Raw genomic sequence first — 13,273 nt, forward strand, 5'->3', positions numbered from 1 at the left:
ATGATAGTCGAAATAAATGGAAAAAGCTATAATTTTGAAAACACGAAGTCTTCTATTGAACTCATAGTAAAAGAAATCGAAAACCAGGTTAATGAATCAGGTTTATTTTTCAGCCACTTAATAATAGATGAAGAAGATATTTATGACCAGTTTGAGCTTCAACTCGAGGAAAAAATCACTTCCATTAGCCAAGTAAAGGTAATTATGAAAACAGTCAGGGAGTTTGTCAACGATTTGTTACTATCTACTGAAAGTTACTTGACCGGAGCACTTCCTGAACTTCAAATACTCATTGACGAATTATACCAGGGACCAACTAGCAGTTCATGGGAAAAGCTTGGACAGTTACTGGAAGGGCTGCAGTGGATTAACCAGCTATTTGATGTAATAGCCAATGGTAAGTATCAACCCTATAATTGGAGCAAGTATTTGAAGCTTATTAACTTGCTGGAAAATGAACTAACAGCTTTGGAAGCAGCGATGGAGGCAAATGACCAAATTCTTATTGCCGATATTTTACAATATGAAATTTTAGAAATCCTTTCATCCTTAAAAGGTGAGGCAACAGCAACAATTGATCAACAAGGGGAACGTTTGAATGTTAATTGATAATATAAATTATTTGAGAAAATATTATCGACCAATCCGAGATTATTTAAAAGATAACGAAGAGGATATATTGACCCAGCCTATATATGTGGTGAAGTCTAAAACAGGACAGCTTTCCTTAGAAATAACGGTTGAAACGGGAACAGTTTCTATTCATAGCAAGTATGATCCTGAAAAAGAAGCACAGCGATTAATTAGTAAATACGAAGAAGATATGAATCAATATAAACAAGTCTTTTTCTATGGAATAGGGCTCGGCTATCATGTGAAAGCATTTATGGAAAAATACCCCAACCTTACTTATACATTATATGAACCAAATCCAGCTATTTTTTATCATTTTCTCGCAAACAAAAAAATAGAAGATCTTAATGAAAAACAAATAAAAGATATTTATTTAGAAACATCCGAAAATGAAAAAAATCTAATGTTAAACCAGTTTGTTAATCAGTTGGATGATAATGTGCTTTTTGTATCCCTTCCTAGTTATGAAAAGATATTTCAAAAAGAGTATCAACTCTTTTTAACTCAATTCAAAAAAAAGATGAAGGATAAGAACACCACATTTTTCACTAATCTAGCATTTGAAAAACGTTGGACAATTAACAGTATGAAAAACTTTCCAGCCGTTTTAAATACGCCAAATATTTTACAAGCCGGAAATTCAGATATAATAAAGGGACTACCGGTTATCTTAGTTGCTGCTGGGCCTTCTTTGAATAACGAAATAGAAAACCTCCGATATATTAAAGAAAACAAATTGGCCTACATCTTCGCTGTCGGTTCAGCCAATAAAGCTTTAATCAATAATGATATCCTTCCTGATGCGGTATGTACTTATGACCCCCAAGGCCATAATTATAAAGTTTTCGAAGAGATAATTAAAAAGGGATTGGAAATCCCTCTTATTTTTGGAAGCAGTGTGGGTTATGAAACCATCAAGAAGTATTCAGGACCAAAAGCCCATATGATTACGAGTCAGGACACAGTTTCACAGTATTACTTAGGAGAAGAAGCAACAGATGCTGTAATAAACGATGCTTCTTCCATAGCGATTATTACTCTGCAATTATTAGTTAAGTTGCAAGTGAGCTCTATTATCCTTGTTGGACAAAACCTTGCATATAAAGATAGCGAGTTTTATTCCAAAGGAATTGATTACAGTAACATGGGGAAGGATTACTCCATAACACAGGATGTTAAAAATAAAGCTATTACTATAAAAGATGTGAATGGAAATGACATTTTAACTAGTAAAGGTTTCTTCGACATGAAGCAAGAACTGGAACAGTATATCTCATTAACAAATATAAAAGTTATTAATACAACTGTCGGAGGAGCTTGCATCAAAGGAACTACTTTCATTCGTCTACATGATTTAATATTAAATCATTTATGTTTACCAGTTGTAGATGATAACTGGTTTGAAAAGCTTAATATTAACTATGACGTTGCTAAAGTAAAAGAAAAACAGGAAACGATGAACTCTAATTTTAAAGAATTCGGAGTTATTTTAGGTAATTTAGAGAAAATATTACAACAAATAAACTTACTGGTGAGTAAACAGCAGGTGAGCAATCTGGAAAGACAGTTTAATAGACTTGATAAAGAGTTTAAGCGATTTAGAGATAATCAATATTATAAAGTTTTCATAAATCCTATGGTGCGAATCTCATTGGAGTTAACCATTCAAAAGATACAATCTATCAGGTTTATGGAAGACCAACTTATTAAAGGTGAAACCACTGTGAAGATTTTTGATAAGTTTTTATCTGAGTGTAAATTAGATTCTCATAACATATCACCTGTCTATTCAACGTTGGAACAAAGCTATAAAAAAACTCGAGGTGGCAATATATATGAACTTAAAAAATAAAGTGATTCTAGTTACAGGTGGAACTGGATCCTTTGGGAAAAAATTTATTTCAAACATCCTAAAACAAAGCGTGAAAAAAGTAATTGTTTTTAGCCGCGATGAGCTTAAGCAATATGAAATGGCTCAAGAGTATTCAGATTCAAGAATCCGTTTTTTTATTGGAGATGTTCGGGATAAAGAAAGATTATACAGGGCCTTTGACGGAGTGGATATTGTTATTCATGCTGCTGCTATGAAGCACGTTGGAGCTTGTGAGTATAATCCTTTTGAAGCCGTGAAGACAAATATACACGGTGCACAAAATATTGTAGAAGCCGCAATTGACTGTAAAGTGAAACGCGTTATTGCCTTAAGCACTGACAAAGCAGCTAGCCCGGTGAATTTATATGGCGCGACTAAGTTAGCCTCGGACAAGTTGTTTGTAGCAGCTAATTCATACGCGGGCGACAAGGATACTAGGTTTGCGGTGGTTCGGTACGGAAACGTAGTGGGTAGCAGAGGCAGCGTAGTACCATTTTTCCAACAACTTAAAGCTACAGGTGAGATACCTATTACAGATGCCAGAATGACTAGATTCTGGATCACTTTAGATAAAGGCGTGCAATTTGTATTAGACAGTCTGTTAAGAATGCAGGGAGGAGAAATTTTTGTTCCCAAAATTCCAAGTATGAATGTAGTAGATTTGGCTAAAAGTATTGCCCCACATTGTGAAATCAAATATGTAGGCATTCGGCCTGGTGAGAAACTTCATGAAACAATGATTACCGAGGACGATGCACGAAGAACATTGGAGTATAATTCTTACTATGTAATTCAACCGGAGTTTTCATGGTGGTCGAATATTTATGAACTTGAAGGAGAGAAACTCCCTGAAGGATTCAAGTACACTAGTGATACAAATACGGATTGGTTGTCAGTTGATGATTTAAAAATATTAGTGGAAGAGGTCAATTAAATGTCTTCAGAGGATGAATTCGTGCATAAAGATCATAAGTCACGTGAGGCCTATTTGCCTTATTCCAAACAATGGATTAGTGAAGAAGATATACAAGCTGTTGTCGATGTGCTGCGAGGGGATTACCTAACAACTGGCCCCTATATTGAAAAGTTTGAACAATCTATAGCGAAGTATGTAGATGCCAAATATGCAGTAGCATTTTCAAGTGGGACAGCAGCACTGCATGGTGCTTGTTTTGCGGCTGGAATTATGGATGGAGATGAAGTAATAACTACACCAATGACCTTTGCAGCTAGCGCTAATTGTGTATTATATCAAGGTGGAACTCCGGTTTTTGTGGATATTGATAAAGATACGTATAATATTGATGCAAAAAAGATCCCTAAATCTATCACAGACCGGACGAAAGCTATCATTCCTGTTGATTTTACCGGCCAACCGGCAGACTTAGATGAAATTCTTGAGATTGCTAAAGCAAATGACCTAATTGTAATTGAAGATGCCGCCCATGCTTTAGGAGCAACTTACAAAGGACGAAAAGTAGGATCATTAAGCGATATGACAATGTTCAGTTTTCATCCTGTTAAGCAAATAACGACTGGTGAGGGCGGAATAATTACTACCAATAATCGAGTTTTTTACGAAAAGTTATTGCAATTTCGCTCACATGGTATTACCAGGGATAAAAGCAAAGTACAAGATAGTCACGGACCATGGTATTACGAAATGCAGTTTCTTGGCTATAATTATCGTATGACAGATATACAGGCAGCATTGGGTATTAGCCAACTTACAAAAAATGAGCGTTTTTTGAAATGGAGAAAAAAGTATGCTGCTATGTATAATGAAGCATTCTCAAGGATGGATATGTTAGATACTCCGTTTCAGAATCGGATGATAGAATCCAGCTGGCACTTATATGTAATAAGATTAAATTTAAGTAAGCTCTGTGGTAGTAGAAAAGAAATCTTCGAAGCATTGCAAAACGAGAATATTGGTGTTAACGTGCACTATATTCCTGTACACCTCCAGCCGTATTACAGTGAGCTTGGGTATAAAAGAGGTATATGTCCAAACGCTGAGAATTTGTATGAAAGCATTATATCTTTACCACTTTTCCCGGCAATGACAGAAAGAGATGCAGAAGATGTTATTACGGCTGTCAAAAAGGTTATGTTGAATTATTCCAACAAGTAATAGGGGGATATAATGAAAGTTATTGCTATCATTCAGGCCAGGATGGGATCTACCAGACTTCCGGGGAAGATTATGAAAAAGGTAATGAATAAAACTTTATTGGAATATGAGCTTGAACAGGTGAAAAGGGCTGCTTTAATCGATCAAATAGTCGTTGCCACTACTAAAAATAAAACGGATGACATAATTATAGACTTGTGTAAGCAACTTTCCATACCAGCTTTTAGAGGATCTGAGGAAGATGTATTATCTAGATATTATGAAGCAGCAACCGAGTATAAAGGAGATGTCATCGTTAGATTGACTTCTGACTGTCCATTAATTGATCCCCTTGTAATTGACAAGGTTGTTCGAGAGTATTTAAAAAATCAAAAGAATTATGATTATGTATCGAACACGATAGAACGTACATACCCAAGAGGAATGGACACTGGTGTTCTATCCTACAGAACATTAAAGGAAATTAATAGGTATGCAACTAGTGATAGTGATAGGGAGCATGTGACTTCATATTTATATAGAGTACCAGGGAAGTATAAAACATTAGCTGTAAAAAACGAAGAGGATTTTAGTCATTTTAGATTAACAGTAGATACAAAAGAGGATTTCGAAGTTGTAGCTAACATCCTGGAAAATTTATATAAGGCAAACTCGTACCTGAAAATGAATGACATTGTAACGTACTTGAAGCAACATCCTTCCATCGTTACTATTAATCAGAATGTTGAACAGAAAAAAATTTAATAAAAGGGGCAATCTTTAACAAGGACTAATTAACTTGCATATTCCGTAGGGAGGTTCCATGAAGAAAGTAAAATTTATTATTAGAGCAGATGCTTCAAATGCAATAGGCGCAGGACACATCATGAGAACTCTAGCACTTGCTCAATCGTTAAAAAAATATTCTTCTATCCAATTTGTATGTTCAGAAATCACTACTGGTCTTATAAAACTATTGAACAAAGAAAATGTGTGTTTAGATGTTCTTCCATCCACTCCAGGCAGTGAAGAAGATTTAAACAAAACCATAGAGATAGCAAAAATTAAGCAGGTAGATTGGATAATCCTTGATGGCTATCATTTTAATGATAGTTATATCACGGAATTGAAGAAAAATGGTTTAAAAGTGTTACTTTTCGATGATTTTGCTAACCTTGATTATTATTGTGCTGATATAATTTTAAACAGAGGTACTTTTGTAAATGAAGAGATGTACACAAACATAGAAACATATTCGCAGCTGTTAATCGGTCCACAATTCACAACATTACGTAAAGAATTTCTGAATTGGCAAGGTGTAAAGCCTGCGATAAAGACAACTCCAACTAACGTTTTAATTTCTATGGGAGGGGCTGATCCTAATAATGTCACACTCTCCATTATTAGGATGTTAGAAAAAGTTAATGATTACAACAGGGAAATAAAGGTTTTACTTGGTCCTGCTAATAATCACAAAGATCGTATAAATGCTAGCTTAACGAAATCCAAGTTGGATCTTCACATAGTAGAAGATGACGAGGATATGCCTTCCTTACTAAACTGGGCTGACTTTGCTATAACTGCAGGAGGAACGACACTTTTCGAAATGGCATACATGGGACTCCCAAGCATAGTTATCCAAATCGCCGAAAACCAAAAGTCGGCTAAAATCTTAGCGGAAAGATATCAAACTTGCTTGTATTTAGGGGGAGATACCACGATTACACAGCATGATTTCGAAGAAGCTTTACAGATAATAAATGACTTAAATGTAAGAAAGAAGATGGCTATTAACGGACAAAATTTAATAGATGGCCGAGGAAATGAACGAATATTAGAAAAATTAAATATTAAAATGAGTGATAATCTTGAATAAAAAGGTATTAATGATTTTAGGCGGCAGCTATGGACAATTAGAAGCAATTAAGACTGCAAAGAGACTAGGCCTAACCACACTGGTAGTTGATATGAATCCAAATGCCATTGGTTTTCGTTATGCAGATTATTATGAAGTGGTTAGTACAACAGATTTTCTTGGGGTTGAAAAGGTTGCTAGAGATTACGGGATATCTGGTATATTAACTATTTCAAGTGACATTGCGGTACCAGTTGTGTGTTATGTGAACGAGCAGTTAGGGCTTCCTAATCAAGGATGGGGAATCGCTAAAGCAGTTACTGACAAAACAGTCATGAGAGAATTGTTTAAGAAATCCGGGGTTTCTTCTCCAGAATATTACATTGTTACAAGAGAAGATAGTCCTTTAGAAATTGAAGATAAAGTAAAACCTATATTGGAAAAACACCCGTTGATAGTAAAACCGTCTGATAGTTCTGGAAGCAGGGGAGTACAAAAAATAACATGTATGAGTGAACTAATGGCGGCAATTGAATATGCTCAAAAATTTTCCCGTAATAAAATGGTCATCATAGAAGAATTTATACAAGGGTTAGAAATAGGAGCACAAAGTTTATCTATTGCCGGTGAAATGGAGCTATGTTTTATACATAATGACAAATTGTCCGAAAATATGATACCGATCGGTCATTCCCTGCCAGCTTCTCTTAACGAAAAACAAATAATAAAAATTAAGAAGGAATGCCAAAAGGCTTTAGCAAGCCTTGGGATAACTCACGGTCCAAGTAATATCGATATTATTATTGATCATCTTGGCACCCCGTATATTATAGAAATAGGAGCAAGAATTGGCGCAACCAAACTTCCTGAAATAGTTAAATATAATTCGGGTATTGACCTCATCGAATTAGCAATTAGAATGGCGATAGGTGAAAAGATAAATTTGCCAACGGCAAAAAATAAACCCGTTGCAGTTGAAATGCTTTACTTTAATACATGTTCTGAAATCCAATATAATAGTAAAAAAATGAAAGAAGCAATTGAACCGTATAATCCACTAGAATATCATATTAGTTTGCCCGAAAATAATTTTGTTCACCCGTTAAATTCAGGTGTAGACGTTTATGGTCATGTGATTTGTACAGGTGAGACCTCGCTGGAAGCTGAAGAGAACTGTGCAGAGTTAATGGGTATAATCAAGTCTGGATTAACTTATCTTAAATAATCATCATTTAGTTTTCGGATTCGGGGGGTGAGAGTATAGTGAATATTATTATCTTCGGGAGTGGGAGTAGTGCGGAAAAGATTAGAAGAGTAATCAATAAACATAAAGTAAAGATTATCGCTTATGCAGATAATAATAAAGATAAGGTCGGCAGTCGAATTAAAGATATACCAGTCATTTCGCCTTCGGAACTTAAAAGTAAAGAGTACGATTATATATTAATTGGCAGTATTTATTTTGAAGAAATAAGGGAACAGCTTTTAAAAATAGGTATACCAGAAGAAAAGATACTTGAATACTATAAGTATCATAATTTCATTTCCTTACAAACAAAATTAGAGAAATACTCAGAAGATTTCTCTGAATACAATTGTTTAATTACTGGTATGTCATATGCAAAATATGGATTAGATCTTAAGGAATTAAATAGAAAAGCTTTTAACTTTGCATTAAACAGCCAAGATTTATTCCATGATTATTCAATCGTAAAGTATTTAAGCAATAGAAACCAACTTGCTAGTATTAAAACAATCATTGTAGGATTGGCTAATTATAGTCTTGAATTTGAACTGATAAAATCACGTGAAAAGCATTTAGTTACTAGATACCATCCTATAGAAGAGAAATTAAAGGATGATAAAGATTATTACAAAACGTATAAGGATTTACGCACCGTTTTTGCTGATGATAAATTCATGAATAAGGTTCCCCACTTACAAACTTTATTAGATACTATTCTGATAGATAATTATATAGAGCATATTGATAGTTTTGAAGATCAGTATAAAAAAGATAATAACATTGCTCAATTGGAGAGGAAACGGTTAGCATTAAGACATTCTAATAAAAACTATCCAAAGACTGTTGAAAAAAATGCCCAGATACTAGAGCAGTATTTAAACTTACTAAAAGAAGAAGAAATAAAACCTATAATTGTTATTCTTCCACAGCATAAAGACTATACAACATATTTCTCTAAAACGATAAGAGAAAACATTACGGACTATCTTAAACAACTGAATAAAGACCATTCTTTTGATTTGATAGATTTATTTGACTCAGATGTAGTATCTGACCGTGATTTTTTTGATGTACATCACTTAAATCAAAGTGGCGCCTATAAAGTAACTCAATTAATAAATAAACTGATATAAATATTTAGATTAACTGAAAGGTTGTTCCAATATATGAAGGAAGTAATTATAGAAAATAGAAAAATTGGACCTGGCTACCCTCCTTTTATTATTGCTGAGATGTCTGGAAATCATAACCAATCTCTAGATAATGCTTTAAAAATCGTGGAAGAAGCAGCTAAAGCAGGCGCTGATGCAGTGAAGTTACAAACTTACACACCTGATACAATGACAATAGATGTAGACGAGAGAGAATTTGTTATAAATGATCCCGCTAACTTATGGAATGGGAAAAGTCTTTACAATTTATATCAGGAAGCCCACACACCTTGGGAGTGGCATGAAGCCATTTTTAATAGATGTCGAGAACTGGATTTAATTGTCTTTAGTAGTCCTTTTGATGAAACTGCGGTTGATTTTTTGGAAGAGTTAGATGTTCCATGTTATAAAATAGCTTCGTTTGAAAATACGGATATGCCACTTCTTCGAAAAGTTGCCAGTACAGGAAAACCAGTAATAATTTCCACAGGGATGGCAACTTTATCTGAACTCGATGAAACTATAAGGGCTGTAAAAGAATCCGGTTGTAAAGACATAATTTTATTAAAATGCACCAGTACTTATCCAGCTCCTGCTATTGACACCAATATTAAAACAATTCCATACATGAGCCAGGTATTTAATAGCAACGTCGGTTTGTCTGACCATACGCAAGGAATAGGTGTTGCAATTGCAAGTGTAGCTTTAGGAGCAACAGTTATCGAAAAACACTTTACATTATCGCGTGAAGATGGTGGTGTAGATTCTGTTTTTTCATTAGAACCAAAAGAATTAAGGCAATTAGTAAATGAAACAAATAAAGCTTGGGAAGCTTTAGGGCAGATTACTTTTGGTCCCTCTGAGAAAGAAAAAAGCTCGCGCACCCGGAGGAGATCATTATATATAACGAAGGACATACAAGCAGGAGATGTATTTACCAAAGAGAATTTGAAAGCTATCCGACCGGGATTGGGAATCCCTCCAAAATATTATGATTTAGTACTAGGAAAAAAAGCCCAAAAAAGTGCTGTTAAGGGCACTCCGTTACAGTGGGAATATTTATTAGAATAACTCTAGTTAAAAAATAATATGGATTAATAGGACAGATGGTATTAAGCAGAAGACAATAAAATTCATCAATGCATAGTATCTTTTAATATTATTTTAATCTTCATTTTCCTGTAGTCATTCGACAGCTTTTTTGGTAGTCTTTAAGTGGGGTAATACTGTAAGCGCTTTTGATTGATTAGTCGTTTTATTAGCTATGATTAGAAAAGATAAGGGGTAAATCTATGAGGAGATTAGTGATATTAGGAGGCGGCTACGGAGGGGTTAAAATTCTCAATAAATTACTGGATGGCGGGTTGCCTGATGATATCCGGATAACGCTGGTTGACCGGAATCCCTACCATTCTTTAAAGACAGAATTTTATGCGATAGCTGCCGGTACGAAAGCAGATAGAGAAGTACGAATGGAATTTCCTGATCATGAACAAGTAGATTATGTGTACGGAGAAGTTGAAAAAATTGCTGTCGATCATCGACATATCGAATTGAGAGATGTCGATGAACCTGTCGAATATGATTTTTTGATTATTGGCCTGGGCTGTGAAGATAATTACCATGGCATTGAGGGAGCAGAGCAATATACGGAAAGCGTTCAGACAATATCGCGTGCACGGTATGCCAGCCTAGCCGTCGGTGATTTGAAGGCATATGGAAAGGTAGCTATTGTCGGAGCCGGGTTAAGTGGAATTGAAGTCGCATCCGAGGTAAGGGAGAGCCGCCCTGATTTGAATGTGCGGCTGCTTGACCGCGGGGAAACAGTATTAAGTGCATTTGATACAAAAATACAAAATTATGTGGAAGAATGGTTTGTCAAAAATGATGTAGAAGTTATTCACAAGGCAAACGTCGAATATGTAGAAAAAGATGGGGTCTGCAACAATGGAGTTTGCTTTGTTAATGACGTCACGGTTTGGACTGCTGGAGTCCGGCCTAACTATTTGGTAAGGGAGCTTCCTTTTGCAAAGGATCGTCAGGATAAAGTCATCCTTAACGACTTTTACCAGGTTCCTTCCCATCCTGAAGTTTATGTGGTAGGGGACTGCGCTTCTTCTATCCATTCTCCAAGCGCTCAGTTGGCAGGCCAACAGGGGGAACAAATTGCTGATGTTTTATCAGCAATATTGAATGATAATGCACCGCAAAAACCAAAGGAAATCAAACTGAAAGGCGCCCTCGGTTCTTTAGGGAAATCAGATGGCTTCGGCAACATGATGCAACAGCCAGTGACAGGGTTGCTGCCGCGTCTGGCCAAATCGGGTGTTTTGTGGCTGAACAAACGACATTGATAGCATAGAGCAAAACGGATAGCAGCAGACTATCCGTTTTTTATAGAAATTTTTTATGCAGTCTCCTTCACTTTGTTTCTGCTATGACCGATATAAAAAGAAAATACATAGAATAGGAGTTGGCTTTTGTCATGAACGTTGGGAAGATGATATCTGGATCCCAACTCCTGCAAAAGACTAATCATCCCGAGATTCCTTCAACTGCAAGAGAAAGATCCATTAATGAATTTAATAATAACCAAACTAGCGTAGAAGTAATTAATGGTACCGAAAAAGAAACAATCGAAAAACAACGAGTATTAGAAACAATGGAAGCAATGAATGAATTTTTAGAACCGACGCATACAGGACTCAAGTTTGAAATACATGATAAGCTTGATAAATATTATGTGACAGTAATAGACACGGATACCAAGGAAGTTATCAAGGAGATACCTCCGAAGAAGCTTCTTGATGTCTATGCAGCAATGGCTGAGTTCATGGGCTTCATTGTAGATGAAAAAATCTAAAGGCTGGTGAAACATATGGTGAACAGTGTAAATAGCATGCGGATCGGCGGTCTTGCTTCCGGAATGGACATCGACCAGATAGTCAGCGATTTAATGGAAGCGGAACGAATTCCGCTTAATAAAATGGAACAGGACAAAGCCTGGATGACTTGGCAGCGTGATGCATTCCGCGATGTAAGTAAAAGTCTTTCAGAACTGGATGATTTGGTCAGGGATATGAGACTGCAAAAGACATACAGTACGAAGGAGACATCTTCTTCGCAAAGTGGAGTAACGGCAACTGCGTCAGCTAGCGCATCAAGTGGTACCTATACTATGGAGGTAACGCAGCTGGCAACAGCTGCAATAAACGTTAGTAGTACCGGAATTTCTGCAGACAGTACCGCTAAAATTGACCCTTTAGGGAAGCTGTCTGAGCAAAACTTTGCTGGTGGAGTAACAGTACCGGATACGTTGGAGTTCACCACTTATCATAATGGAGAGGAAACCCACCAAATTGCCATTGAAGCAGGAGATACGCTTAGTAGTGTATTAACGAAAGTAACGGATCAAGATAATGGCGTACGGGCTTTCTATGATGTGCAAACGGATAAGGTTGTCCTTGAACGAACGGAAGCCGGAGACTACAACCCGGGTGGAGAAGAAATTGTATTTAACGGTAATTCTGGTTTCTTTACAGATACGCTGCAGTTAACACAAGCAGGGGAGCAAAATGGTACAGATGCAACCTTTATATATAATGGGGCAGTAGAGCTGACGTCAAAAACAAATTCGACAACTCTTAATGGAGTTACCTTTAACTTTCTTGAAGAAACGACGGGTGCTGCCCAGGTGACTGTCAGCAATGACGTAGATGCTTCTGTGGACAAAATCATGGCGTTTGTCGATAAGTATAATGAAGTTATCGAAAAAGTGAACGGAAGCTTAAATGAACCACGCTACCGCGATTATAAGCCTTTAACAGAAGCTCAAAAGAAAGATATGTCCGAAAAAGAAATTGAACTTTGGGAAGAAAAGGCGAAGAGCGGACTGCTCAAAGGCGAATCAATGCTTTCTTCTGGTTTATTTGATATGAGGCAAGGCTTGTATGCGCAAGTGGATAATGGCAGCCAGTTCTCCCATTTATCAGAAATTGGCATTAAGACATCTTCCAACTATTTGGATGCAGGGAAGTTAATTGTGAATGAAGATAAACTGCGCGATGCGTTAAAAGAAGATTCTGATTCCGTTTATCAGCTATTTTCTAATGATACAGAGGGAGCAGGCCGCGGTATTATGCACCGGATGGATGATGCTATCAATTCAACCATGAGAAGTATTGAGGAACGGGCAGGGCGAGGCCTGCAGACACTAGAGCAGTACACCCTTGGTAAACGGTTAAAAGATGTGGATAACCAGATTGACCGTTTTCAAGACAAGCTGACACAAATTGAGGATCGTTATTGGAGACAGTTTACCGCGATGGAAAAAGCAATTCAGCGGATGAATGAACAATCATCTTACTTAATGCAGCAATTCAATGGTTAACATGTAATAAAA

12 protein-coding genes are annotated in these 13,273 nt (G+C 36.3%); all 12 read left to right on the plus strand.

Annotation, left to right across the window (positions count from 1 at the left end; all coding sequences use genetic code 11):
• The 12 genes from BLR93_RS07935 (at position 1) to BLR93_RS07990 (ending at position 13,261) form a co-directional block, all read left to right on the plus strand.
• The gene (locus BLR93_RS07935) at positions 1-609 is read left to right on the plus strand and encodes a hypothetical protein (protein ID WP_093213030.1); all 609 of its coding nucleotides are present in this window, start codon (positions 1-3) and stop codon (positions 607-609) included.
• Entirely contained in the window at positions 599-2,485 is a 1,887-nt protein-coding gene (locus BLR93_RS07940; protein WP_093213032.1) for a motility associated factor glycosyltransferase family protein, read from the plus strand. The genes BLR93_RS07935 and BLR93_RS07940 overlap by 11 nt, the downstream gene beginning before the upstream one ends.
• A complete protein-coding gene (gene pseB, locus BLR93_RS07945) occupies positions 2,469-3,440 on the plus strand; it encodes a UDP-N-acetylglucosamine 4,6-dehydratase (inverting) (protein WP_093213034.1) in 972 nt (323 codons plus the stop codon). Before BLR93_RS07940 ends, pseB begins: the two co-directional genes overlap by 17 nt.
• Complete coding sequence (gene pseC / locus BLR93_RS07950; protein WP_093213036.1) at positions 3,441-4,640, plus strand: UDP-4-amino-4,6-dideoxy-N-acetyl-beta-L-altrosamine transaminase; 1,200 nt, start codon at positions 3,441-3,443, stop codon at positions 4,638-4,640.
• Between the two features lie 12 nt (positions 4,641-4,652).
• Complete coding sequence (locus BLR93_RS07955; protein WP_093213037.1) at positions 4,653-5,384, plus strand: cytidylyltransferase domain-containing protein; 732 nt, start codon at positions 4,653-4,655, stop codon at positions 5,382-5,384.
• Positions 5,385-5,442: 58 nt separating this feature from the next.
• Entirely contained in the window at positions 5,443-6,495 is a 1,053-nt protein-coding gene (pseG, locus tag BLR93_RS07960; protein WP_093213039.1) for a UDP-2,4-diacetamido-2,4,6-trideoxy-beta-L-altropyranose hydrolase, read from the plus strand.
• The gene (locus BLR93_RS07965) at positions 6,488-7,699 is read left to right on the plus strand and encodes an ATP-grasp domain-containing protein (RefSeq protein WP_093213041.1); all 1,212 of its coding nucleotides are present in this window, start codon (positions 6,488-6,490) and stop codon (positions 7,697-7,699) included. Before pseG ends, BLR93_RS07965 begins: the two co-directional genes overlap by 8 nt.
• A gap of 38 nt (positions 7,700-7,737) precedes the next feature.
• On the plus strand, positions 7,738-8,853 hold the full coding sequence (locus BLR93_RS07970; RefSeq protein ID WP_093213043.1) for a D-alanyl-lipoteichoic acid biosynthesis protein DltD: 1,116 nt from the start codon (positions 7,738-7,740) through the stop codon (positions 8,851-8,853).
• A gap of 33 nt (positions 8,854-8,886) precedes the next feature.
• Positions 8,887-9,942, plus strand: a complete 1,056-nt coding sequence (gene pseI, locus BLR93_RS07975) for a pseudaminic acid synthase (protein WP_093213045.1) — start codon at positions 8,887-8,889, stop codon at positions 9,940-9,942.
• Between the two features lie 221 nt (positions 9,943-10,163).
• Complete coding sequence (locus tag BLR93_RS07980) at positions 10,164-11,225, plus strand: NAD(P)/FAD-dependent oxidoreductase (RefSeq protein ID WP_093213047.1); 1,062 nt, start codon at positions 10,164-10,166, stop codon at positions 11,223-11,225.
• 131 nt (positions 11,226-11,356) lie between these two features.
• Entirely contained in the window at positions 11,357-11,734 is a 378-nt protein-coding gene (gene flaG, locus BLR93_RS07985; RefSeq protein ID WP_093213049.1) for a flagellar protein FlaG, read from the plus strand.
• A gap of 18 nt (positions 11,735-11,752) precedes the next feature.
• The gene (locus BLR93_RS07990; RefSeq protein WP_342720353.1) at positions 11,753-13,261 is read left to right on the plus strand and encodes a flagellar hook-associated protein 2; all 1,509 of its coding nucleotides are present in this window, start codon (positions 11,753-11,755) and stop codon (positions 13,259-13,261) included.
• Positions 13,262-13,273 lie beyond the last annotated feature (12 nt).

The organism is Sediminibacillus albus (assembly GCF_900101125.1).
Lineage (GTDB): Bacteria > Bacillota > Bacilli > Bacillales > Amphibacillaceae > Sediminibacillus > Sediminibacillus albus.